This is a genomic window from Serratia sp. PL7, from assembly GCF_945957435.1.
On sequence record NZ_CAMFLB010000009.1, the window covers coordinates 93020 to 116788 of the forward strand.

Annotated in this window: 20 protein-coding genes; 3 read left to right on the top strand and 17 right to left on the bottom strand. The window is 58.6% G+C overall.

What is annotated here, in order from left to right:
* Nucleotides 1-40: 40 nt before the first annotated feature.
* From wecG to trxA, 14 genes are all read right to left on the bottom strand, one after another.
* Nucleotides 41-781 (bottom strand): lipopolysaccharide N-acetylmannosaminouronosyltransferase, encoded by a 741-nt coding sequence (gene wecG, locus N6G83_RS29615; protein WP_025304866.1) that lies wholly within the window; start codon nucleotides 779-781, stop codon nucleotides 41-43.
* A 14-nt stretch (nucleotides 782-795) separates the two neighbouring features.
* Nucleotides 796-2163: an ECA oligosaccharide polymerase gene (gene wzyE / locus N6G83_RS29620; protein WP_043142238.1), complete on the bottom strand. Its 1368-nt coding sequence runs from the start codon at nucleotides 2161-2163 to the stop codon at nucleotides 796-798.
* Nucleotides 2160-3245 (bottom strand): TDP-N-acetylfucosamine:lipid II N-acetylfucosaminyltransferase, encoded by a 1086-nt coding sequence (locus N6G83_RS29625; protein WP_260515975.1) that lies wholly within the window; start codon nucleotides 3243-3245, stop codon nucleotides 2160-2162. Before N6G83_RS29625 ends, wzyE begins: the two co-directional genes overlap by 4 nt.
* On the bottom strand, nucleotides 3242-4492 hold the full coding sequence (gene wzxE / locus N6G83_RS29630; protein ID WP_049203640.1) for a lipid III flippase WzxE: 1251 nt from the start codon (nucleotides 4490-4492) through the stop codon (nucleotides 3242-3244). The genes N6G83_RS29625 and wzxE overlap by 4 nt, the downstream gene beginning before the upstream one ends.
* 1 nt (nucleotide 4493) lies before the next feature.
* Complete coding sequence (rffA, locus tag N6G83_RS29635) at nucleotides 4494-5624, bottom strand: dTDP-4-amino-4,6-dideoxygalactose transaminase (RefSeq protein WP_049203642.1); 1131 nt, start codon at nucleotides 5622-5624, stop codon at nucleotides 4494-4496.
* A complete protein-coding gene (gene rffC / locus N6G83_RS29640; RefSeq protein ID WP_043142245.1) occupies nucleotides 5611-6342 on the bottom strand; it encodes a dTDP-4-amino-4,6-dideoxy-D-galactose acyltransferase in 732 nt (243 codons plus the stop codon). Before rffC ends, rffA begins: the two co-directional genes overlap by 14 nt.
* Entirely contained in the window at nucleotides 6320-7201 is an 882-nt protein-coding gene (gene rfbA, locus N6G83_RS29645; protein ID WP_043142249.1) for a glucose-1-phosphate thymidylyltransferase RfbA, read from the bottom strand. The genes rffC and rfbA overlap by 23 nt, the downstream gene beginning before the upstream one ends.
* 48 nt (nucleotides 7202-7249) lie before the next feature.
* Entirely contained in the window at nucleotides 7250-8323 is a 1074-nt protein-coding gene (gene rffG / locus N6G83_RS29650) for a dTDP-glucose 4,6-dehydratase (RefSeq protein ID WP_193389589.1), read from the bottom strand.
* On the bottom strand, nucleotides 8314-9576 hold the full coding sequence (gene wecC / locus N6G83_RS29655) for a UDP-N-acetyl-D-mannosamine dehydrogenase (RefSeq protein ID WP_197837319.1): 1263 nt from the start codon (nucleotides 9574-9576) through the stop codon (nucleotides 8314-8316). Before wecC ends, rffG begins: the two co-directional genes overlap by 10 nt.
* Entirely contained in the window at nucleotides 9573-10703 is a 1131-nt protein-coding gene (gene wecB, locus N6G83_RS29660; RefSeq protein WP_260515979.1) for a non-hydrolyzing UDP-N-acetylglucosamine 2-epimerase, read from the bottom strand. Before wecB ends, wecC begins: the two co-directional genes overlap by 4 nt.
* A gap of 86 nt (nucleotides 10704-10789) precedes the next feature.
* Nucleotides 10790-11842 carry an ECA polysaccharide chain length modulation protein gene (wzzE, locus tag N6G83_RS29665; protein WP_043142257.1) on the bottom strand — a complete coding sequence of 351 codons (1053 nt, stop codon included), beginning with the start codon at nucleotides 11840-11842 and terminating at the stop codon, nucleotides 10790-10792.
* A 27-nt stretch (nucleotides 11843-11869) separates the two neighbouring features.
* Nucleotides 11870-12967 carry a UDP-N-acetylglucosamine--undecaprenyl-phosphate N-acetylglucosaminephosphotransferase gene (wecA, locus tag N6G83_RS29670; RefSeq protein WP_025304855.1) on the bottom strand — a complete coding sequence of 366 codons (1098 nt, stop codon included), beginning with the start codon at nucleotides 12965-12967 and terminating at the stop codon, nucleotides 11870-11872.
* Between the two features lie 296 nt (nucleotides 12968-13263).
* Nucleotides 13264-14523: a transcription termination factor Rho gene (gene rho, locus N6G83_RS29675; RefSeq protein WP_004934188.1), complete on the bottom strand. Its 1260-nt coding sequence runs from the start codon at nucleotides 14521-14523 to the stop codon at nucleotides 13264-13266.
* Between the two features lie 400 nt (nucleotides 14524-14923).
* Entirely contained in the window at nucleotides 14924-15250 is a 327-nt protein-coding gene (gene trxA, locus N6G83_RS29680; protein WP_025304854.1) for a thioredoxin TrxA, read from the bottom strand.
* Between the two features lie 131 nt (nucleotides 15251-15381).
* Between trxA and rhlB the strand changes: the two genes are divergently transcribed.
* Both rhlB and ppx read left to right on the top strand, forming a co-directional pair.
* Nucleotides 15382-16668 carry an ATP-dependent RNA helicase RhlB gene (gene rhlB / locus N6G83_RS29685; RefSeq protein WP_025304853.1) on the top strand — a complete coding sequence of 429 codons (1287 nt, stop codon included), beginning with the start codon at nucleotides 15382-15384 and terminating at the stop codon, nucleotides 16666-16668.
* A gap of 5 nt (nucleotides 16669-16673) precedes the next feature.
* A complete protein-coding gene (ppx, locus tag N6G83_RS29690) occupies nucleotides 16674-18170 on the top strand; it encodes an exopolyphosphatase (protein ID WP_043142260.1) in 1497 nt (498 codons plus the stop codon).
* Nucleotides 18171-18202: 32 nt separating this feature from the next.
* Here the strand turns inward: ppx and rep are convergent, their stop codons facing one another.
* Nucleotides 18203-20227, bottom strand: a complete 2025-nt coding sequence (rep, locus tag N6G83_RS29695; RefSeq protein ID WP_043142264.1) for a DNA helicase Rep — start codon at nucleotides 20225-20227, stop codon at nucleotides 18203-18205.
* Nucleotides 20228-20336: 109 nt separating this feature from the next.
* On the opposite strand from rep, the gene ppiC reads away from it, so the two are divergent.
* A complete protein-coding gene (gene ppiC, locus N6G83_RS29700) occupies nucleotides 20337-20618 on the top strand; it encodes a peptidylprolyl isomerase PpiC (protein ID WP_004934175.1) in 282 nt (93 codons plus the stop codon).
* Nucleotides 20619-20644: 26 nt separating this feature from the next.
* Here the strand turns inward: ppiC and N6G83_RS29705 are convergent, their stop codons facing one another.
* Together N6G83_RS29705 and N6G83_RS29710 are read right to left on the bottom strand one after the other, a co-directional pair.
* Entirely contained in the window at nucleotides 20645-22147 is a 1503-nt protein-coding gene (locus tag N6G83_RS29705) for a M16 family metallopeptidase (protein ID WP_025304850.1), read from the bottom strand.
* Between the two features lie 260 nt (nucleotides 22148-22407).
* Nucleotides 22408-23694: a dicarboxylate/amino acid:cation symporter gene (locus N6G83_RS29710; protein ID WP_016929514.1), complete on the bottom strand. Its 1287-nt coding sequence runs from the start codon at nucleotides 23692-23694 to the stop codon at nucleotides 22408-22410.
* Between the last annotated feature and the right edge of the window lie 75 nt (nucleotides 23695-23769).

Below are 23769 nucleotides of genomic sequence, written 5' to 3' on the forward strand. Positions count from 1 at the left end.
GACCGGAGCGGAACAGCACTTTCCGCCCCGGATGTAGAGGTTACATCTTGCCGCTGTAGTAGTAGCCGACAAACTTCAACAGCTTCAACTGCCGGCCGATGCGGCTGGGCTGGCTGAGCAGGCGGTAGAGCCACTCCAGACCGAGGTTCTGCCACACCTTGGGCGCACGCTTCACGTGGCCGGTAAAGACGTCGTAGGTGCCGCCCACGCCCATGTACAGCGCCTGCGGATGCACCTTGCGGCAGTCGCGCATCAGGATCTCCTGCTTCGGCGATCCCATCGCCACCGTCACGATAGCGGCACCGCTGGCGCGAATACGCTCGAACAGCGCCTCACGTTGCTCCGGTTTGAAATAGCCATCCTGGCTACCCACCAGGTTGACATTCCACTGGCTGCGCAGCTTTTGCTCGGTTTCCGCCAGCACCTCCGGCTTGCCGCCGACCAGGAAGACCGGCGTGCCTTCACGACCGGCGCGCTGCATCAAGGCTTCCCACAGATCGGCGCCCGCAACGCGCGAAACGTCCGCCGCCGGGTATTTGCGGCGAATCGAGCGCACCATGCTGATGCCGTCGGCGTACTTGTACTCCGCCTCATCCAGCAACGCATGCAGCGCCGGGTCCTCTTCCGCCTTCAGGATCTTTTCCGCGTTCATGGCCACCAGCGTGCCCTGTTTGACCCGGCCGCCGTCGAACAGAAAGTCCATGCAGTGCGCCATATCGCGAAAGCCCCACAGGCTGAAACCGCGCAGCTCATACTGCGGCACCGAAATCTTTGTTTCCATCGTTCTCATTACCCTTACAAAAGACCGTTCGCCCGAGGCGGAGACGCCAGCGCGCGGGCGCGCGTCACTCTGGCCTTGATGAGCCCGGCGGTATCGAACAGCCAATACAGCAACTTCGCCAGCACCAGACAGGCGCCGAAAATAATGCAGAAGAACACCACGCGCGACACAAATGAGTCCACCCCTTCACGCGCCAATACGATTATGTTGAACACCGCACCGAAGCAGAAGCCTTGCAGAATGGCCGCCTTATAGCGGTTCGGTTCGGTTTTACCCAACTCATACAGCCAGTCGAACCACTTGATGATCATGCCCACCAGAATCGCGCCGAGCGGGATAAACAGCGCGCCGCCCATCACCACCAGTGAACCGATCAGTGTCGGGGAAATCGCCAGCCCGGAGTGATTGTTCAGCACTTCCCAGGTGAAATAGTTGGCTGAGTTCAGCACCACGTCCGGCCGGCCCGGCCATAGCCAGGTTGGGATAAAGACGTAGAAATCACGCAGGATCGGCGCCAGGCCCTGGAAATCGATCTTGTCGTAATTTTGCAGCAGCAGCGCCAGATTTTCCCACGGCGAGAAAGTATCGCGGGTCAGATAAAGGAAGGTATAAAACGCTTCCGCGCCGCTGACGTCCAGGCTGTAGCGCTTCAACGCCAGCCAGAACATGCCGACCACACCGAATATGCCCGCCGCCGCCAACATCCACAGCGTGATCCAGCCGCGCACGATACCGATAAACAGGAACAGCGCGAAGGCGATGATGATATTGGCGCGGGTGCCGCCGACGATGACGTAGGTCAGAATGCCGAACGCCACCGTCGCCACCAGGAACAAGAACCAGGCGCGCAGATCCTGCCGCAGGAAATAGACCACCAGCATCGCCGGAATGAAGAAGTAGAAGAACCGTTTGAGCGCCACGCCGGACACGTCGCTGGAGAAGATCTGGCTGTAGGAATTGAGCTTGAACAGCAGGAAGCCGTTCTGCATGAAGAAGATACCCACGGTCCCGATCGCCACCAGGGCCAGAAGCACCCAGGTCATATGGGTTTCCACCCGGTTCATGGTGAATAGCGCCGCACGCGGCTGAGAGCGGCGCTTGCGCAGCCGGGTCTTGTAGGTGACGTAATAGATGGCGTAAAACGCCGTCGCCGACAGCAAGGCGTACAGCAGAAACTCCACCGGCACCACCTCGACGTCAAACTGAAACACCAGCAGACAGGTCAGCGGGAAGCCGAAATAAAACGTCAGCAAATACAGCAGCGAGAAGAAGACGTTGAAGTTAAAGCGCACGCGCCGAAACTCCTGGTAGGTCAGCGTCAGAATAAACGTCAGGCTGACCAGGTAGACGACGAACAGGCCGCCGAATTGCGCCAACGTCATGAGTGCTCTCCCGCCGCCAGCGCCAGGGCTTGCTGCCAGCCGTCGACATAGTTCGGATTGAAGAAAGCGATCGCCTGTTTATCTACCGCCGCCAGCTGACGCTGCGCTTCGCGCACCACCGTCTCGTCGAGCGAGTCGCCGTAGAACAGCACCGGCAGGTGCTGTTCCGCCAAATCCTGCCAAAACGGGTTCTGCCGGCTGAGCACGAAAGGCACGCCAAACTGAATCAGCAGGCACAGGGTGCCTATCCCCTGCTGGCGATTGAAAATGAAATAGCCGAGATCGCAGGCGCGCAGGATGTTGAGATAGTCTTCAAACGCCACCTGCTGCGTGAGCAGCTGCAGATTTTTCTCGCCGAACAGCGGCAATCCGGCGGCACGCACCTGCTCGATGTAAGCGTCGTTATTGGCCGGATAGCCCATCGGCAGGATCACGCGCACGTCGGCGCCGAACTGCTGATGGATCGCCTGCAGTGCTTCGATATGCCGATTGCTGCGATCGCCGGAGTTGCCCACCAGAATCGTCATCGGCCCGGCCAGATTTTTCTCGACGTGAACGTCGGTCAGCGCCGGATCCATGCGGGTCGGGAAGTACAGCAGCGAAGCCGGTACCCGCGCATGGCGCTGCTGGTAGTGAATCACGTCGCCGCGGGTAGCAAATACATTCCCCACCCGCCCCTGGGCAATGCGGCGCAGCAGATAAAACAGCCTGAATTTCCAGCTGGTGGCGTCTTCGTACAGATCGGCGCCCCAAATATGCCAACTGACCTGACGCGCCTTGATCTTGCCGCTCAGCAGCGCCAGCCACAGCCCCGGATTGAACTGGCCGTGCAGGAAGAAGCGCGCAGCGCGATCGGCCTGGGCGCGGGCGATCACCGCCGCCGCCAGGCTTTTCTTATCGGCGTAAGGCTCAATATTCAGGGCGGGGAAATCCCCCAGTGCCGCCACATCCTTGGCCGCCACCATAAAATGCCGCGTCTGCTCAGCCGGCAAACGCGGCGCCAGCACGTCGTTGAAGAAGCGCAGCACCGTCTGGTTATGATGCGGGATATCGGATCCCAGAACGTGAATCAGTATGGTCATACTCGTCTACGATAAATAAGAAACACGCAGCTACAGAGCGCGAAATACACGATGTAGGTTGCCATATAGGCCTGAGCCGCACCCAGCGCGCCGTGCTGCGGGATCAGCCAGTGCGAGAACAGCGTCAGCAGCAGAAACTGGCTGACTTCCGTCAGGATATAAAAGCGCAGCGACGCTTTAGCGATCACCAGATAGCCGAACACATAAGCCCCGACTTTCAGCACGTCGCCCACCAGTTGCCAGGCAAACAGATCGCGCATGGCGACGAATTTATCCGAGAACAGCAGCCAGATAGCGAAATCGCGCAGCACCCAGACCGTAAAGCTCGCTGCCGCTACCGCCGGCAGCACGAATTTCAGCGAGCGCACGATCTCCCGCGAGATGGCGCCCTTGTCCGTCAGCCGCGACAGCGTCGGCAGCAGATAGACGGTAAACGAGGCGGTGATAAACTGCAGATAGGCATCGGAAATGCTGCTGACGCCTTGCCAGATCCCCACCTCATCCCAACCGTAATGCGCGGCCAGCAGGTTTCGCATCATGACGTAGGCCACCGGCAGCGTCACCGAGGTGATCAACGCCATGACGGTGAATTTGCCGAGGTTACCGGCCACCCGTTTGTCCCAACGCAGCGCCAAATAGCGCAGCGGCAGCGTTTTGCGCCGCCACAGCATCAGCCCGGCCGGCAGCACCACCAACGCCGGCACCAGCGCCAGCCCCGCCAGCGCACCTTTATAGCCGCCCAGCTTGAAGCACAGGTAATATGCCACCACACCGATCAGGCTACCGCCGATCACCGCCAGCGCATTGCCCATCGCGTCGCGATAGCCTTTCAGCACCGCCATGAACAGGTTGGCGTAGGCGATGCCCATCTGAATGAAAGCGACGGCGCGCACCACGCCGACGTAATCGGCATGCCCGAACAGCCCGATGCTGATCGGTTCGGCGGCGAACAGAAACACCAGCGCCAGCAAGGTCGAAAAGCCCAGCACGATGCTCGACGCGGTACCGACCGCCAGGCGCAAACGCTGCGGATCCTGATGGTACTCCGCAACGTATTTGGTTATACCGTTAAAAATACCCGCGCCGGACAGCACGCCCAGCACGGTGATCAACTGGCGAAAGTTACCCGCCTGCCCCACGCCGCTGGGGCCAAACGCTACCGCCAGCAGTTTCACCACCAAGAGCCCCACGCCAATTTTGATCAGCGTGGAGCCGGCGGTCCATATCGATGCTTTTGCCAACGACATATCAGGCAAAGAAGCTCAGGATGGTATTGATTACCGTACGCTGATTGACATCAGACATATTGTAGAACAGCGGCAAGCGCACCAGACGCGCACTTTCCTGCGTGGTGTAACGATCTTCGCCGGCAAAGCGGCCAAACTGTTCGCCGGCCGGGCAGTCATGCAGCGGGATATAGTGGAACACGGCCATGATTTCGGCTTCCTTCAGGTAGTCGATAAAGGCCGTGCGCTCTTCGATATCACGCAGCTTGATATAGAACATGTGCGCGTTATGCACGCAGTCGGCTGGGATGCTCGGCAGTTCGATGCGGCCGGCCTTTGCCAACGACAGGAAGCTGTCGTAGTACTTCTGCCACAGTGCCAAACGGCGCTGGTTGATGCGTTCCGCCACTTCCAGCTGGCCCCACAGGTAAGCGGCCTGCAGGTCAGACATCAAATAGCTGGAACCGATGTCGCGCCAGGTATATTTATCGACCTGGCCACGGAAGAACTGGCTGCGGTTGGTGCCTTTCTCGCGGATGACTTCCGCCCGATCGATCAGGGCCGGATCGTTCACCAGCGTCGCGCCGCCTTCGCCGCCGGCGGTGTAGTTTTTGGTTTCATGGAAGCTGAAGCAGCCGATATGGCCAATGGTGCCCAATGCCTTGCCTTTGTAGGTCGACATCACACCCTGCGCGGCGTCTTCCACCACGAACAGGTTATATTTCTTCGCCAGCGCCATGATGGTATCCATCTCGCAGGCAACGCCGGCATAGTGCACTGGCACAATCGCGCGGGTTTTATCGGTGATCGCCGCTTCGATTTTGGTTTCGTCGATGTTCATGGTGTCCGGACGCAGGTCGACGAACACCACTTTGGCACCGCGCAGCACAAAGGCGTTGGCGGTTGAAACGAAGGTAAAGCTCGGCATGATCACTTCGTCACCCGGCTGAATATCCAGCAGGATGGCGGCCATTTCCAACGACGCGGTGCAGGAAGGCGTCAACAACACTTTCGCGCTGCCGAAACGCTGTTCCATCCACTGCTGGCAGCGACGGGTAAAGCCGCCGTCGCCGCACAATTTGCCGCTGCCCATGGCAGCCTGCATATATTCCAGTTCAGTGCCAACAACCGGTGGAGCGTTAAATGGAATCATGTCTACCTCTGTATAACCAGTACGCGGTGCTTTCAATCACGGCACCCTGTCGTTGATAGAGTCGTAATGCGGCGATATTGCCTGTCTGGGTCGCGACCCGCAGGCGCTGCATTCCTTGCCGCCGACATTCGGCCAGCGCCGCAGTCATCAGCCGAGTGCCAATGCCCCGGCCTGATACGCCGGGGAAAGCCGCCAGCAGGCCGATACGCATTTCCTGGCCGCCAATGTCACGCAGGCTGACAAATCCCTCTGGCCGCCCCTGTTCGTCCAGCGCCAACAGGCACTGATGATCGAAGGTGCCCAGAACGGCCTTTTCGATCCACAAAGCATAAAACCGGCCGCTGTCATCAGGTTGATACCAGGGGGTACGAAAGCGGCTGACGGTGAACGCCTGAGCCGCCGCGGTGCGCAATGCCGGGATATCGGCTTCTGCCGCCAGGCGGGACGTCTGGGCGACGAAACCCGGTTCAACCACGTGATCATGCTCAAGAGCCAGAACCAGATCGACCTCGCCCTCAACCAGGCGAAATCCCAAATCAGCCAGACCGTCCGCCAACGCAAGGTGCTGAGCGGGGACTTTGGCCTGCACCAAGGCATAAGCCGCCAGATCGGCTTCGGCAAGCGCCGGAGCCGAGGAGGAGAAGCTGAGTTTCGCGCTGTCTAGCGCGAAAAACTCGCTTTCCCACGCCAAAGGCTCAATAGTGGCGTGGACGCACATGCAGCAGATCCAACAGGTACTTACCGTAACCGGTTTTCGACAAGGCGTTGGCGGCACGTTTGAGTCCCTTGTCATCCAGCCAACCGTTGCGCCAGGCAATTTCCTCTAGACAGGCGATTTTAAAGCCCTGGCGTTTTTCTACCGTCTGCACGAAGCTGCTGGCTTCCAGCAGACTGTCGTGAGTCCCGGTGTCCAACCAGGCGAAACCGCGTCCCAACAGCTCGACGGTCAGTTCACCGCGCTCCAGATACATCTGGTTGATGCTGGTGATTTCCAGCTCGCCGCGCTCAGAAGGCTTCACCTGCTTGGCAAACTCCACCACTTGGCTATCGTAGAAGTACAGACCGGTCACCGCCCAATCGGATTTCGGTTTCTTCGGTTTCTCTTCGATCGACAGCGCACGGAAGTTGCCGTCAAACTCCACCACGCCAAAGCGTTCAGGATCCATGACCTGATAACCGAACACGGTGGCCCCTTCGGTGCGGGCCGCGACGGTTTTTAATTTCGGGCTGAAAGATTGGCCGAAGAAGATGTTATCGCCCAACACCAGGCAGCAAGAATCGCCGTTGATAAACTCCTCGCCGATCAGAAACGCCTGCGCCAGACCTTCAGGCTTAGGCTGCGCAGCGTAGCTGAGATTGACGCCGAACTGTTCGCCGTTACCCAACAAACGTTCGAAGGACGGCAGATCTTCCGGGGTCGAGATGATCAAAATATCGCGGATCCCCGCCAGCATCAGTACCGACATCGGGTAATAGATCATCGGCTTGTCATAAATCGGCAGCAGTTGCTTGGACACGCCACGAGTGATCGGATGAAGACGCGTACCGGAACCGCCAGCCAGAATAATACCTTTCATACTTACTCCAAAAACCGCCGCGCCGCCGCAGAGCGACGCGGCGTTAAATTAATCTGACAACCCTAAACGCTCGCCGGCATAAGAACCGTCTTGCACCCGGCGCCACCAGGTTTCGTTAGCCAGGTACCAGGCTACCGTCTTGCGAATGCCGCTTTCGAAGGTTTCCTGCGGCCGCCAGCCCAACTCACGATCGATTTTGCTAGCGTCGATGGCATAACGCATGTCGTGGCCCGGGCGATCCTTCACGTAAATGATGAGATCGCGGTAGTTCGCCACGCCTTCTGGTTTGTTTGGCGCCAGTTCCTCCAGCAGATCGCAAATGGTCTGTACCACTTCGATATTCTTGCGCTCGTTGTGGCCACCAATATTGTAAGTTTCGCCCACCACGCCTTCGGTCACGACCTGATAGAGCGCACGCGCGTGATCCTCGACATACAACCAGTCACGCACCTGCGCGCCGTTGCCGTATACCGGCAGCGGTTTGCCGGCTACCGCATTCAGGATCACCAACGGAATTAACTTCTCCGGGAAGTGATAAGGACCGTAGTTATTCGAACAGTTAGTCACGAGGGTCGGCAAACCGTAGGTGCGTAACCAGGCACGCACCAGATGATCGCTCGACGCCTTGGAGGCGGAATACGGACTGCTCGGCGCATAGGGCGTGGTTTCGGTGAACAGATCGTCGGTGCCGTGCAGGTCGCCGTACACTTCGTCGGTGGAGATATGATGGAAACGGAAAGCCAGCTTCTTCTCCGCCGCCAACGGCTGCCAGTAATGGCGCGCCGCTTCCAGCATCGTGTAAGTGCCAACCACGTTAGTCTCGATAAAGGCCGCCGGGCCGTCGATAGAACGATCGACGTGGCTTTCCGCCGCCAGGTGCATCACTACATCCGGTTGATACTGGGCAAATACCCGATCCAACCCGGCGCGATCGCAGATGTCGACCTGCTCAAAAGCATAGCGCTCGCTCTCGGCCACCACCGCCAGCGACTCGAGGTTACCGGCATAGGTCAGCTTATCCACCACCACCACGCTGTCGCCGGTGGCCTCGATGATGTGCCGCACAACTGCGGAGCCAATGAAACCGGCACCACCGGTAACTAAAATACGTTTCAACGCCATACTCCTTTGGTATCAACAACCCATGTTTGTTTTACATCTTCCGGCCGGATGGCCCTGAACTGTTGGTGATCGACCAACATCACGATCACATCGGCCTGCTGCAACGCCTCGGCAATCGGCGTCAACGTCACATGGCCCGCCAGCGACTTCGGCAACTGTTCGACGTTCGGTTCCACCGCCAGCGTTTCGCCGACGTGCCATTCGGCGATCAGGTGCGCCACCTCTACCGCCGGGCTTTCACGCAAATCGTCGATATTCGGCTTGAAGGCCAGGCCGAAACAGGCAATTTTCACCTCGGACGCGCGCTTGTCGGTGGCGGCCAGGCAATCGGCCACCGCCGCTTTCACCCGGTCGACCACCCACAACGGTTTGCCGTCGTTCACCAGACGTGCGGTATGGATCAAGCGCGCCTGCTGCGGGTTCTGCGCCACGATAAACCACGGATCGACGGCGATGCAGTGGCCGCCGACGCCTGGGCCAGGCTGTAGAATGTTCACCCGCGGGTGACGGTTCGCCAGGCGAATCAGTTCCCAGACGTTGATCCCCTGTTCGGCGCAAATCAGCGACAGTTCGTTAGCAAAGGCGATGTTCACATCGCGGAAGCTGTTTTCCGTCAGCTTGCACATCTCGGCAGTGCGTGAGTTGGTGACCACGCATTCCCCCTCGAGGAAAATCTTGTACAGCTCACTGGCGCGCGCCGAGCACTTCGGCGTCATGCCGCCGATCACGCGATCGTTTTGAATCAGCTCCACCATCACCTGCCCCGGCAACACGCGCTCCGGGCAATAGGCGATATTCACGTCCGCCGCTTCGCCCGCTTGTTGCGGGAAGCTGAGATCGCTGCGCGCCTGCGCCAACCATTCCGCCATCTGTTCAGTGGCGCCCACCGGCGAGGTGGACTCAAGGATCACCAGATCGCCTTTTTTCAGCACCGGCGCCAGCGATTTCGCCGCCGCCTCGACATAGGCCAGATCCGGCTCATGGTCGCCCTTGAACGGCGTAGGCACCGCGATCAGGAACGCATCTGCCGCCAGCGGTTTGGTCACCGCCTGCAGGAAACCGCCGTCGACGGCATCCTTGACCACTTTATCCAGATCCGGTTCGACGATGTGGATAGCACCGCGATTAATGGTATCTACCGCATGTTGGTTAACATCTACGCCCACCACTTTTTTCTTGCGGGAAGCAAACGCCGCCGCCGTTGGCAAGCCGATATAACCCAGGCCGATAACCGAAATAGTGTCAAAACTCATAGTGTCACCTGATGATTCTTTAAAGCTTCGAGGATACGCTGACAGGCATGCCCGTCACCGTATGGGTTGTGCGCCCGGCTCATCGCGTGATATTCGCTTTCGTCCGTCAACAGCCGGGTCACCGCTTCAACAATTTTGGCCACATCGGTGCCGACCAGGCGCACCGTGCCCGCATCTACCGCCTCCGGGCGCTCGGTGGTGTCGCGCATCACCAGCACCGGCTTGCCTAACGAGGGCGCCTCTTCCTGAATGCCGCCGGAGTCGGTGAGGATCATGTAAGCGTGGGTCATCAGATAGACAAACGGCAAATAATCCTGCGGCTCGATCAGCATGACGTTGTCGATGCCTTTCAAAATGCGATTCACCGGCTCGCTGACATTCGGATTGAGATGCACCGGGTACACCACCTGCACTTCCGGGTGGCTGCTGGCGATCTCCGCCAGCGCGCTGCAAATCCGCTCAAAACCGCCGCCAAAGCTTTCCCGGCGATGGCCGGTGACCAGAATCAGTTTTTTGTCGGCGTCGAGGAACGGGTAACGCTGTGCCAGGCCCGCGCGCAGCGCAGCATCACTCATCACGCGGTCGCGCACCCAGAACAGCGCGTCGATTACCGTATTGCCGGTCACGAAAATGTGGTTGTCCGGCAGCAGCTCGCGCAACAGATTCTGGCGCGAGTTCTCGGTTGGCGCGAAATGGTACATCGCCAGATGGCCGGTCAGTTTGCGGTTGGCCTCTTCCGGCCAGGGAGAATACAGATTGCCGGTACGCAGCCCGGCCTCGACATGCCCAACGGGGATGCGTTGATAGAACGCCGCCAGGCTGGTCGCCAGCGTGGTGGTGGTATCGCCGTGCACCAGCACCACGTCCGGTTTGAAGTCTTCCAGCACCCCTTTCAACCCTTCCAGGATGCGACAGGTGATTTCCGTTAGCCCCTGGCCGGGTTTCATGATGTTCAGGTCGTAATCCGGCGTGATCTCAAACAACCGCAATACCTGATCCAACATCTCACGATGCTGTGCCGTTACGCAGACTCTTGCGTCAAAGGCCTCATCCTGGGCCAGTGCATGTACCAGCGGCGCCATTTTAATGGCTTCAGGTCTGGTGCCGAAAACAGTCAACACTTTCACAGCGAATCTCTTTTGGTCGGTTAATCGCAGGCACCGCCTGCGAATGGGGAGCTCACGCGCCCTGCATCAGATTATTATATTATTTTTTAACTACGCGGCCGACGCGCCAAGGCAACACCCGCGCCAACCAAAGCGCCCATCGCGCCCCACAGAATCAGCCAGAATACCCGGCGTGGGCTGTCACGTTTTACCGGCTCTTCCGGCGTGCGCAAATAACGATAGGTCTGGAACTTCTCATCCAACGTCGGGCCAACGTTCAGCGTCGCCAGCATCGCGCGGTTCTGATCGTAATCCAGATCGTAGGTCGGGCCGGAGGCCTGCAGGCCTTCCAGACGTGCCTGCAGCATTGGCCGGCCCAGCAGGAACAGATCAGAATCCGGCAGTTGCTCGGCCGGAGTGTCGGTTTGCGTGCGGCTAATCCCCTGGCTTTCAGCGATTTTCAGCGCCTGCTGCGTGGTATTCAGCTCGCGCTTGTAAACCGACTCTGCCACCGCTTCCTGACGCTTGACCTGCGCCTTCATCGAGGTGGTGCGAGCGGCCCATGCCCCTTGGATCTCTTCGTTCAGGTGCAGAGCAGCACGGTGGCTGGCGAAAGCCACGTATTGACGCAGCAGGCGGTTGGCGTCCGCGGCGGTTTCCGCCGTCAGCTTCACGCCGTCGTTCGGGACTTTTTTGTCGTCACGCGGCGTGAACAGGATGTTGTTGATCAGCTCGTCGAGCAGCGCCGCATCGGCGCGGGCATCCCCTTCCTGACGTTGCTTGTAATAATCACTCTGCAGCCAGAAATCGCGACGCGTATCGTAAGCCGCCAGTTGCATGATGAACTCATTGTACGCTTCATCCGCGATGCTCGGCTGATCGCCCGCCGCCGCCGGCAACGTGCGCACATCCAGATTGCGCAGGAACTGTTGCTGGGAGTAGTAACCGCCCAGCGCATTCACTGTGGGCTTGTCGGTGATTGCGGTCGCGCTCCATTCTTGCTTAACCAGATAAGAGACGATCAGCGCGACCGCCGCGAACAGCACCGCAATGCCGATTATCCACGGTTTGCCGCGCCACAGGGTGCAGCACAGGCCGCGGATATCGAGTTCGTTATCCACCGCCGGGGTATGCTTGTCAGACGTTGTTTCTGGATTCATCACAGCCAAAAAGCCTCTGGTCTCTGGTTAAGGTACTTGCTTGTTATCGCCCGAACGCCGCAGCCGGCGCTTGATACGCTTAATGTACCGCGCAACCCGCCAGGCGCGCTTGATGCAGTAACCGTACAGGAAGAATGCAAGCAAGAATAATGCCAACATAACCCACTCAGGGATAAAAGTCAGGCGTTCGCCGATCACGCCCACCGCCGCCAGCAATGCGGCCGCCAGGGTGATCAATACGAAAGCCTGCCGTGGCGTAAAGCCGGCGCGCATGATCAGGTGGTGAATATGTTGACGATCGGGAGAGAAGGGGCTCATCCCCTTGCGTAAACGACGATACATGATTGCTATCATGTCCATCAGCGGAATAGCGATGATCCACAGCGCAGTCACCGGGTTAATCGAGTGTGCCTTGCCCTGCGAGCTTTGCAACAGCAGCCAAATGGCGGTAAAGCCGATCAGGGTACTGCCGGCATCCCCCATGAACACCTTATAACGGCGGCCGAGGATGCCGAGGTTGAGCAAAATATAGGGAACGATGGTGGCGATCATCGCAAAGCACCAGAACGCCATCTCATGGTGACCGCTCAGGTACAGCAACAGACCCAGCGCGCCGAAGGAAACGCATGACAGCCCACCCAGCAGGCCATCAATGCCATCGACCATGTTGAAGGCGTTGATCGCCGCCCATACCGCGAACAGCGTCACCAAATAGCCGAACGGCCCCAGCAACATCTCCCAGTCGCCCAGCACATGGCCGAAGCTGCGCAGATACAGACCGGCGAACACCATCATGGCGATGCCGACCAACGCCTGCACCAGGGCGCGGATCTTAACGCTGATGTCAAAACGATCGTCGAGCGCGCCCACAAACACCAGAATGCCGGCGCAGGTGAGGTAAAGCTTGGCGTGCGCGATAGGCTGTTCGGAGATCCAAAATGCGAAGCACAATCCGGCATAAACGGAAATACCGCCGACCAGAGGAATCAGCCCCTGATGGCGTTTGCGATAATTGGGTTTATCTACCAGACCAATACGTTTTGCCGCCTTGCGGGCAACAAAGAGAAAAGCCAAAGAAAACAGGAAAACAAATAGAATTTCAGTACTCATAGTGAGTAAGTTCACAGTTAACAGATCTCTGTAGAAGATAAGGCAGCTTACCACGGGCAATAGCTTGTGCCATCGGCCCCCGCCACCTTTCGGTCATTTCCTATGACAACGGTGATTCATGCCTATTTTCTTCGCATCGGCTGACAAAACGACAGCAGCAAAGCCGACCGACGCAACGCCGACCGACAAACAAGATGAATTCTCAATAAGTCGAGGAAACAACTTACTTTTCCATTACTGCTACTTATCGTATCCGCCAAAAGCGAAAAACGCCACGACTAGGCGTGGCGTTCAGCGAATTTTTTAACGAATTATGAGCGTTTCATCATATCGAAGAATTCATCGTTGGTTTTAGTCATCGCCAACTTATTAATGAGGAACTCCATCGCGTCAATCTCACCCATCGGGTGAATGATTTTGCGCAGGATCCACATTTTTTGCAGCTCTTCGGAGGTGGTGAGCAGCTCTTCTTTACGGGTACCGGAGCGGTTGTAATCGATCGCCGGGAATACGCGTTTCTCGGCGATTTTACGCGCCAAGTGCAATTCCATGTTGCCGGTACCTTTAAATTCTTCGTAGATCACTTCGTCCATCTTCGAACCGGTATCAACCAGCGCGGTCGCGATGATGGTCAGGCTGCCGCCCTCTTCCACGTTACGTGCCGCACCGAAGAAACGCTTCGGACGATGCAGGGCGTTGGCGTCCACACCACCGGTCAGCACCTTACCGGAAGCCGGTACCACGGTGTTGTAGGCACGCGCCAGACGGGTGATAGAGTCAAGCAGAATGATCACGTCTTTCTTGTGCTCAACCAGGCGTTTGGCCTTCTCGATTACCATTTCGGCCACTTGCACGTGGCGCGAAGCCGGTTCGTCGAAGGTCGATGCGATCACTTCACCTTTCACCAGGCGCTGCATCTCGGTCACTTCTTCCGGACGTTCGTCGATCAGCAGCACCATCAGCACGCAGTCTGGGTGGTTGTAAGCGATACTCTGCGCAATGTTCTGCAGCAGCATGGTTTTACCGGCTTTCGGCGGTGCCACGATCAGGCCACGCTGGCCGCGGCCAATCGGTGCCGCCAGGTCCAGTACGCGCGCCGTCAGGTCTTCGGTCGAGCCGTTGCCGCGCTCCATCCGCAGACGGGAATTGGCGTGCAGCGGCGTCAAGTTCTCGAACAGGATCTTGCTGCGGGCGTTTTCCGGCTTGTCGTAGTTGACTTCGTTGACTTTCAACAGGGCAAAATAGCGCTCGCCTTCTTTTGGCGGACGAATCTTACCGGAAATGGTGTCACCTGTGCGGAGGTTGAAGCGGCGGATTTGGCTAGGGGATACATAGATGTCGTCGGGACCGGCGAGGTAGGAACTGTCTCCAGAGCGGAGGAAACCGAATCCATCCTGCAATATCTCGAGCACGCCGTCGCCGAAGATATCTTCTCCGCTTTTCGCATGTTGCTTCAGAATGGAGAAGATAATGTCCTGCTTGCGCATGCGGGCAAGGTTTTCCAGCCCCATATTTTCGCCGAGAGTAATCAGCTCAGAAACCGGCGTATTCTTTAATTCGGTAAGATTCATAGTGGTGGGTTCTTAAACTCGGGGTATGTCTCGAACTTGTATCGTGAATGGTATGGCAGCGAGATGCGTGCCTGTTTACTGGACGTTCGATCACCGGGCGCAGAGCCGTCGCGGTAAGAAATGGCTTACATCGGGCGCACGCATTGACGGTTGAAGATCGAAGGTACCTTAAAAATGATTTTTGCAAAACCGTTTGATTGCCAAAACACGGGCTGAGTTCAGTTTACTTTCAACGCCAGTGGTTCGACACAGAGTATAGCTTTAGATTCAAACTCTTTAGATTTAAAACTTCGGGCAAGTTCTATATGCAGTGTGGTTAAACTTAACACGCTTCTTGGCAGGCGTCTAGCGGTGAATTGAACATCACCGCCAGGCGCCTGATACTGGGCTTCCCGCCCGATTACAGATTCGCGTTCAGGAAATCTTTGAGCTGACCTTTGGACAACGCGCCAACCTTGGTCGCGGCCACTTCACCGTTCTTGAACAGTAACAGCGTAGGGATACCACGGATACCGTACTTAGGCGCGGTAGCCGGGTTCTGATCGATATTCAGCTTGGTGATGGTCAGTTTGCCTTCGAACTCTTCGGCAATCTCATCCAGAATCGGAGCAATCATCTTGCACGGCCCACACCATTCAGCCCAGAAATCGACCAGGATCGGCCCTTCCGCATTCAGCACATCGGCTTCGAAGCTGCTGTCAGTCAGGTGAATAATTTTATCGCTCATGTTCTACTCCACAGGATTATGTCTACCTTGTTGGTGTAGCATTAACCAACTCAAGGTGATTTTATTGCACCGCGTTTATTTCAACGGATGTGCTTTCGTAAAGCAATAGTTAGCTGATATTCTACCACACTATGAGCAAAACACACTTGACCGAACAGAAGTTTTCCGACTTCGCCCTGCACCCGTTAGTCCTTGAAGCCCTTGAGAAAAAAGGGTTTCACAATTGCACGCCTATCCAGGCGTTAGCATTGCCGCTCACGCTCTCCGGGCGTGACGTTGCAGGTCAGGCGCAAACCGGTACCGGAAAGACGCTGGCGTTTTTGGCGTCTACTTTTCACTATTTGCTGACTCACCCGGCGAAACAGGATCGCCAGACCAATCAGCCGCGCGCCTTGATCATGGCGCCTACGCGTGAACTGGCGGTGCAAATCCACTCCGATGCTGAAGCGCTCTCCCAGAGCACCGGCCTCAAACTGGGCCTGGCCTACGGCGGCGACGGCTACGACAAACAGCTGAAAGTGCTGGAAAGCGGCGTGGACATTCTGATTGGCACCACCGGCCGTTTAATCGATTACACCAAGCAGAACTATGTCGATCTCGGCGCGATGCAGGTTGTCGTGCTGGATGAAGCCGATCGCATGTACGATCTTGGCTTTATCAAAGACATCCGTTGGCTGTTCCGCCGTATGCCTACGGCCGATCAACGCCTGAACATGCTGTTCTCCGCTACCCTGTCCTATCGCGTACGCGAATTGGCCTTCGAGCAGATGAACAACGCCGAATATGTTGAAGTGGAACCGGAACAGAAAACCGGCCACCGCATTAAAGAAGAGCTGTTCTACCCGTCCAACGAAGAAAAAATGCGTCTGCTGCAGACGCTGATCGAAGAAGAGTGGCCGGATCGCGCCATCATCTTCGCCAACACCAAGCACCGCTGCGAAGACATCTGGGGCCATCTGGCCGCCGACGGTCACCGCGTCGGCCTGCTGACCGGTGACGTGGCGCAGAAAAAACGCCTGCGCATCCTCGACGATTTCACCAAGGGCAACCTGGATATCCTGGTCGCCACCGACGTCGCCGCGCGCGGTCTGCACATTCCCGCCGTCACGCACGTCTTCAACTACGATCTGCCTGACGACTGCGAAGACTACGTGCACCGCATCGGCCGTACCGGCCGAGCAGGCGCCAGCGGCCACTCCATCAGCCTGGCGTGTGAAGAGTACGCGCTCAACCTGCCGGCGATCGAGACCTATATCGACCACAGCATTCCGGTGAGCAAGTACAACAGCGATGCGCTGCTGACCGATCTGCCGGCGCCGAAGCGCCTGTCGCGTCCGCGCGGCGGCAACGGCCCACGTCGCAACTCCGCGCCTCGTCGCGGCGGCGCGCCGCGCAGCAACCGTAAACGCCCGAGCTGATCGCCATGCTCAGCTCCAGCACGCTTTATGCTGCCATCGACCTCGGCTCCAACAGCTTCCACATGTTGGTGGTGCGCGAGGTGGCCGGCAGCATTCAGACTCTGGCGCGGATCAAGCGCAAGGTGCGCCTGGCGGCCGGGCTGGATCAGCACAATCACCTGTCGCATGAGGCCATGCAGCGCGGCTGGCAGTGTCTGCGGCTGTTCTCTGAACGCCTGCAGGACATTCCGCGCGAGCAGATCCGCGTCGTCGCCACCGCCACGCTGCGCCTGGCGTCCAACGCCGATGAGTTCCTGCAGGTCGCCGAGCAAATCCTCGGCTGCCCGGTGCAGGTGATCAGCGGCGAAGAAGAGGCACGGCTGATTTATCACGGCGTCGCGCACACCACCGGCGGGCCGGATCAGCGGCTGGTCGTCGACATCGGCGGCGGCAGCACCGAACTGGTCACCGGCACCGGCGCACAGGCATCGCAGCTGTATAGCCTGTCGATGGGCTGCGTTACCTGGCTGGAGCGCTACTTCAGCGACCGCAACCTCGGGCAAGAAAACTTCGAGCGCGCCGAACAGGCCGCGCGCGAAATGGTGCGGCCGATCGCACCGCAGCTGCGCCAGCAAGGTTGGCAGATCTGCGTCGGCGCTTCCGGCACCGTGCAAGCGCTGCAGGAGATCATGGTGGCGCAAGGCATGGATGAACGCATCACCCTGCCCAAGCTGCGCCAGTTGAAACAGCGTGCCATTCAGTGCGGCAAGCTGGAAGAGCTGGAGATCGAAGGGTTGACGCTGGAGCGCGCGCTGGTCTTCCCGAGCGGCCTGTCCATTCTGCTGGCCATTTTCCAGGAGCTCGGCATCGAGAGCATGATGCTGGCCGGCGGAGCGCTGCGTGAAGGCCTGGTTTACGGCATGCTGCATCTGCCGGTGGAGCAGGATATTCGCATCCGCACCATCCGCAACCTGCAGCGCCGTTACCTGATCGATACCGAGCAGGCCGAACGCGTGAGCCAGCTCGCCGCCAATTTCTCGCAGCAGGTCGCCAACGAGTGGCAGTTAGACGCACGATGTCGCGAGCTATTGCACAGCGCCAGCCTGATCCACGAACTCGGCCTCAGCGTCGATTTCAAGCAGGCGCCGCAACACGCCGCCTACCTGATCCGCCATCTGGACTTACCCGGCTTTACCCCGGCGCAGAAAAAACTGCTGGCCACCCTGCTGCAAAACCAGAGCAACCCTCTCGACCTGTCGCTGTTGAACCAGCAAAACGCCCTGCCGCCGCGCACCGCGCAGCGTCTGTGCCGCATTTTGCGCCTGGCGATCATCTTCGCCAGCCGCCGCCGCGACGACACGCTGCCGGCGGTGCGTTTACGCGCCAATCAGGACGATGAACTGACGGTGATTTTGCCGCCGGGGTGGCTGGAACAGCATCCGCTGCGCGCCGAGGCGCTGGAGCAGGAAAGCCACTGGCAGAGCTACGTCCACTGGACGCTGCGGTTGGAAGAACAACGTTGAAATGACCAGGGCGCGATGAGCGCCCTGTCTTTTTAATTCCCGCCTTTGGCCTTGGCCAGCTGGGCGCGGATATTGGCCAGATGGCTCTGCCCTTTCTGCATCCGCTCCTGCGGGCTTACCACTTTGCGCTCGGTTTCCCACGCCAAATCGTCCTGCGGCAACTCCAGCAGGAAGCGGCTCGGCTCCGGCCGCACCAGCTCACCGTACTGACGGCGCTCGCGGCACAGGGTGAAGATCAGCTCTTTTTGCGCGCGGGTGATCCCCACATAGGCCAGACGCCGCTCTTCGTCGACATTGTCTTCGTCAATGCTGCTCTGGTGCGGCAGCAGGCCCTCTTCCATGCCCACCAGGAACACGTAAGGGAACTCCAGCCCCTTGGAGGCGTGCAGCGTCATCAGCTGTACCTGATCCAGTTCTTCTTCGCTTTCGCCGCGCTCCATCATGTCGCGCAGGGTGAAGCGCGTCACCACCTGGGTCAGCGTCATCGGCTCGTCCAAATCGTTGCCTTCCAGCATCTCCGTCATCCAACCGAACAGCGTGTTGACGTTCTTCATCCGCATTTCGGCGGCCTTCGGGCTGGTCGAGGTTTCAAACAGCCAGCTTTCATAATCCACGCCGCGGATCAGATCGCGCACCGCCGCCACCGGCTCACGCTCCGCCTGTTGAGCGATGCCGCCCAGCCAATGGGTGAAGCGCTGCAACGATTCCAGCCCGCGCCCGGTCAAGTGCTGGCTCAGCCCCAGATCGAAACTGGCGTGGAATAAACTCTTGTTGCGCTGGTTGGCCCATTCGCCGAGCTTCTGCAGCGTCGCCGGGCCGATCTCGCGCTTGGGGGTATTGACGATGCGCAGGAAGGCGCTGTCGTCCTCCGGGTTGGTCAGCACGCGCAGGTAGGCCAGCAGATCCTTAATCTCGGGGCGCGAGAAGAACGAGGTGCCGCCGGAAATCTTGTACGGAATGCGGTTCTGCATCAGCATCTTTTCAAACACCCGCGACTGGTGGTTGCCGCGGTACAGGATCGCATAGTCGCCGTAGTTGGTCTTTTTCACGAAGTGGTGGGCGATCAGCTCCCCCACCACCCGCTCGGCTTCGTGCTCCTCGTTGTTGGCAGTCACCACTTTCAGCTCTTCGCCATACCCCAGCTCGGAAAACAGCCGTTTTTCAAACACGTGCGGGTTATTGGCGATCAGGATATTGGCCGCCTTCAGAATGCGCTCGCTGGAACGGTAGTTTTGCTCCAGTTTGATCACCTGCAGCGCCGGGAAATCCTCCTTCAGCAGCACCAGGTTCTGCGGCCGCGCGCCGCGCCAGGAGTAGATCGACTGGTCATCGTCACCCACCACGGTAAAGCGCGCGCGGTTGCCCACTAACAGCTTCACCAGCTCGTACTGGCTGGTGTTGGTATCCTGGTATTCATCCACCAGCAGGTAGCGGATGCGCTGCTGCCAGCGTTCGCGCACCTCTTCGTTGCGTTGCAACAGCAGCGTTGGCAACAGGATCAGGTCGTCGAAGTCCAGCACGTTGCACGCCCGCATATGGGCGTGGTACAGGCCGTAGCAGTGGGCGAACAGCTTGTCGCGCTCCGAGCGCGCCAGCTCCGCCGCCCGCTGGGGATCGATCAGGTCGTTTTTCCAGTTGGAGATGGTCGAAATCAGCTGCGCCACCAGCGTTTTATCGCTTTCCAGCCACTTTTCGGTCAGCTCTTTCAACAGCGCCAGCTGATCTTGGTCGTCGAACAGCGAGAAGTTGGATTTCATCCCCAACGCCACGTATTCCCGCTTGATGATCTCCAGCCCCAGGGTATGGAAGGTGGAAATCATCAGCCCGCGCGCCTCTTTGCGCCCCAGGGTTTGCGACACGCGCTCTTTCATCTCGCGCGCGGCCTTGTTGGTAAAGGTCACGGCGGCGATGTGCCGCGCCTGGTAGCCGCAGTGGTGGATCAGGTGGGCTATCTTGTTGGTGATAACGCGCGTCTTGCCGGAACCGGCACCGGCCAACACCAGGCAGGGCCCGGTAACGAATTCGACGGCTTGTTGTTGGCTGGGGTTTAATCGCATGGTGCTGGCTTGCTCGGCTGTAAAACGTGGAAGGGAATTGTAGCAGAAAGCGCCGACGAGATTTAGCGGGTATAATCAGCGCAATTTTCGCATCGACAAAGGCAATACCATGGCAAAAACGGCGTGCGCCCTGCACATTCTGGTAGACAATGAAAAGCTGGCCAACGAGCTGCTGGCCAAGCTGAAGCGCGGCGTCAGCTTCGACACGCTGGCGCGCAAATACTCGAGCTGCCCGTCAAAACGCAACGGCGGCTCGCTGGGCGAGTTCAACAAAGGCGCGATGGTGCCGGCGTTCGATAAAGCGGTGTTCAGCATCCCGCTGCTCAAACCTTACGGCCCGGTCAAAACCCAGTTCGGTTACCACATCATCAAGGTGCTGTACCGCAACTGAGGGGGCCTGAGCCCCCCTGCGGCGAATTACTGCGCGCTGGCGTCCGTCGCCGGCGCTGCCACCGCGGCGTCGGCCGGCTTGGCTTCTTCCGTCACCACCGCCGGCGCCGGCATCATGATGCCGTCATAGGTTTCCTGCAGCTGCTTCATGCTCATTTCCGGCTCGCCCTTCGGCTGCATCAGCACTAGCGTCGCCTCCTGAGAAAGCTGCAGCTTCAGCGCCTGATTCAGCGTCTCCAGCGTCAGGCTGGACAGGAACTCCTGGCGCAGCTTCTGATACAGCTCCGGCGCGATATCCACCACCCCGCTCTGTTGCGAGCGCAGACGCTGGCTCATCAGCACATCGGTGTCGGTGCGGGCGTAGGTCGCGAACAGCTTGCTCAGCTGATCGTTTTTCTGCGCCAGCAACGCATCGAATTCTTCTTTCGACAGGCCGTTGTCACGCACGTTGGCCAGCTCGCGGGCAATAAAGCCCAGGCTGCCGTTCAGATTGTTGTTCGGCGTATCCAGATGAATGGCGCACTGCCCTCGTTGATACTGCACGCGGCAGTCAAAGCCCAGATGCAGGCTCTTCTGTTCGCTTTTTTCCAGCGTCTGCTGGAGATGCCAGAACAGCGCCTCGCGGGCGAGATCGCCACGCCAGTAACGAAGCAGGCTCTGCGAATCGCGAATCGGGTGCCACGGCGAATCCCACATGATCGACAGCGTATCCTGTTTCACCTGCTCGCTGATCAGGCTCACCGGCTGCTGCGGCAGCGGTGTCAGCGTCGGCATCGGGGCCGGGGTTTCACGTTTGCCTTGCAGCGGCGAGAACGCCTTGTTGATCTGCTCGCCCAGGCTGCGGCTGTCAACCTTGCCGACCACGAACAGCGTCATGGCATCCGGGGTATACCACTGTTGGTAGAATTTCTTCAGCTGCTCGAGGTTGACCGGCCGTTTTGCCGGCTGCGCCGGATCGTGCGCCAGCAGCGTCGAGCCTTTCAGGCGGTAACGCCACCAGACGTCTTGGGTATTAGGCGGGAAAGTGCCGACCGGATTGATGCTGGAATTCATCACCGCATGCACCGTATGCTCGTCGATCGCCAATTTGCCGGTGGTATCTGCCAGCCAGGCCAGCGCTTCTTTCAGCAGGTCGGGCCGGTTGTTCGGCAGACTGAGGTTATACATGGTGAAATCATACGAGATGATAGCCGGCGGCAGCGGCCGCTCGTTGTCCACGCTCTGCTGCCACAGGGCGCGCAGCTGCGGGGCCGTGAAGCTTTCGCTACGCGCCAACGCCAGCCGCGGCAGCAGATGAGCAAAGCCGGTCTGCTGCGAAGACTCCACCAAAGAGCCGGTATTGACGATCAACCGCAGTTCAACGCGGTCACTCGGCCGCTGCGGCGTATCGAGAATCTGCCATGAAAACCCGTTGGCCAACGCCCCCTGCTGCCAGGCAGGGTCGGGTTGTAGTGCTTCAGCCTGCACGCTGCTACTGGCTGCAGCCAATAGCAACCCACCAACTATAAGATGAATTCTGGTGCCCTGCATGTGAACCCCTACTTAATGACTATCCAATTTCTTATGCAAATGCGTGTATTCCATTCAATGGAATCATAAAAATACGCCCTGAGTTTCACGGTGGGGCGGAAAGCAGAAAGTGTACCACCGTGTTAGACCGCGCGCCTTTGCGGATGTCACTCATTAGAGTGAAAAATAATGGATTGCGGGGTTTTTAATGCAAAAAATCGTTACGAGGCAGGGGAAGAACCTCACCGGCCGCGGATGCGGCCGGTGATTTACCGCCGATATCAGGCGGAAGGCAGCGTTTTGTCCGCGCCGGTGTTTTTGTTGTTCAGCGTGTCTTTCAGCTGTTTTTCATCCAGCTGGTTACACCATTTTGCCACCACCACGGTCGCCACCCCGTTGCCCACCAAGTTGGTCAACGCACGGGCTTCCGACATGAAGCGGTCGATGCCGAGGATCAGCGCCAGGCCGGCCAGCGGCAGATGGCCGACGGCGGAGATGGTGGCGGCCAACACGATAAAGCCGCTGCCGGTGACACCCGCCGCCCCTTTGGAGGAAAGCAGCAGCACCACCAGCAGGGTAATCTGATGCATGATGTCCATGTGGGTATTGGTCGCCTGCGCGATAAACACCGCGGCCATGGTCAGGTAGATAGAGGTGCCGTCCAGGTTGAAGGAGTACCCGGTCGGAATAACCAGACCCACCACTGATTTCTTGCAGCCCAGCTTCTCCATTTTATCCAGCATGCGCGGCAGCGCGGATTCGGACGACGAGGTCCCCAGCACGATCAGCAGCTCTTCTTTGATGTAGTTGACGAATTTGAAGATGCTGAAGCCGTTGGCGCGGGCGATGCTGCCCAACACCACCACCACGAACAGGATGCAGGTGATATAGAAGCACACGATCAGTTGGCCGAGTTGCACCAGGGTGCCGACACCGTATTTACCGATGGTAAACGCCATAGCGCCGAAGGCCCCCAGCGGCGCCAGGCGCATGATCATATTGATGATGCCGAAAATCACCCGCGAGAAGCTGTCTATCACGTTGTAGATCAGCTGCCCTTTGTCGCCCAGACGATGCAGGGCGAAGCCGAACAGTACCGCGAACAGCAGCACCTGAAGAATGTTGCCGCTGGCGAACGCGCCGATCACGCTGCCGGGGATGATGTCCAGCAGGAACGGAATGATGCCCTGCTGCTGTGCCTGCTCGGCGTAGACCGCCACCGCCTTGGCGTCCAGCGTGCCGGGATCGACGTTCATGCCGGCGCCCGGTTGCACCAGGTTGACGATCACCAGACCGATAATCAGCGCGATGGTGCTGACGATTTCAAAATACAGCAGCGCGATGGCGCCGGTGCGCCCCACCGCCTTCATGCTTTCCATGCCGGCGATGCCGGTCACCACGGTGCAGAAGATCACCGGTGCGATGATCATCTTGATCAGTTTGACGAAGCCATCGCCCAGAGGTTTCATCTCGGCGCCGAGGTCAGGGTAGAAATGGCCAAGCAGGATACCCAGCGTGATCGCCGTCAGTACCTGAAAATAGAGGCTCTTAAAGATCGTTGTTTTCATATGAACATCCTATGGGGGGAAGACACGCACCAGGCAGCAGTCTAAAAATCCAGCCTGTTCATTGCTTGCGCGGAA

Excerpts from the sequence above, each read along its gene's own strand:
- rfbA (WP_043142249.1), bottom strand. The coding sequence starts at position 7,201 with ATGAAAGGTATTATTCTGGCTGGCGGTTCCGGTACGCGTCTTCATCCG.
- rho (WP_004934188.1), bottom strand. The coding sequence starts at position 14,523 with ATGAATCTTACCGAATTAAAGAATACGCCGGTTTCTGAGCTGATTACT.
- rhlB (WP_025304853.1), top strand. The coding sequence starts at position 15,382 with ATGAGCAAAACACACTTGACCGAACAGAAGTTTTCCGACTTCGCCCTG.
- rep (WP_043142264.1), bottom strand. The coding sequence starts at position 20,227 with ATGCGATTAAACCCCAGCCAACAACAAGCCGTCGAATTCGTTACCGGG.
- trxA (WP_025304854.1), bottom strand. The coding sequence starts at position 15,250 with ATGAGCGATAAAATTATTCACCTGACTGACAGCAGCTTCGAAGCCGAT.
- ppx (WP_043142260.1), top strand. The coding sequence starts at position 16,674 with ATGCTCAGCTCCAGCACGCTTTATGCTGCCATCGACCTCGGCTCCAAC.
- rffC (WP_043142245.1), bottom strand. The coding sequence starts at position 6,342 with ATGTGCGTCCACGCCACTATTGAGCCTTTGGCGTGGGAAAGCGAGTTT.
- rffG (WP_193389589.1), bottom strand. The coding sequence starts at position 8,323 with ATGGCGTTGAAACGTATTTTAGTTACCGGTGGTGCCGGTTTCATTGGC.
- rffA (WP_049203642.1), bottom strand. The coding sequence starts at position 5,624 with ATGATTCCATTTAACGCTCCACCGGTTGTTGGCACTGAACTGGAATAT.
- N6G83_RS29710 (WP_016929514.1), bottom strand. The coding sequence starts at position 23,694 with ATGAAAACAACGATCTTTAAGAGCCTCTATTTTCAGGTACTGACGGCG.
- wecG (WP_025304866.1), bottom strand. The coding sequence starts at position 781 with ATGGAAACAAAGATTTCGGTGCCGCAGTATGAGCTGCGCGGTTTCAGC.
- wzyE (WP_043142238.1), bottom strand. The coding sequence starts at position 2,163 with ATGACGTTGGCGCAATTCGGCGGCCTGTTCGTCGTCTACCTGGTCAGC.
- N6G83_RS29705 (WP_025304850.1), bottom strand. The coding sequence starts at position 22,147 with ATGCAGGGCACCAGAATTCATCTTATAGTTGGTGGGTTGCTATTGGCT.
- ppiC (WP_004934175.1), top strand. The coding sequence starts at position 20,337 with ATGGCAAAAACGGCGTGCGCCCTGCACATTCTGGTAGACAATGAAAAG.
- wzzE (WP_043142257.1), bottom strand. The coding sequence starts at position 11,842 with ATGAATCCAGAAACAACGTCTGACAAGCATACCCCGGCGGTGGATAAC.
- wecC (WP_197837319.1), bottom strand. The coding sequence starts at position 9,576 with ATGAGTTTTGACACTATTTCGGTTATCGGCCTGGGTTATATCGGCTTG.
- wzxE (WP_049203640.1), bottom strand. The coding sequence starts at position 4,492 with ATGTCGTTGGCAAAAGCATCGATATGGACCGCCGGCTCCACGCTGATC.
- N6G83_RS29625 (WP_260515975.1), bottom strand. The coding sequence starts at position 3,245 with ATGACCATACTGATTCACGTTCTGGGATCCGATATCCCGCATCATAAC.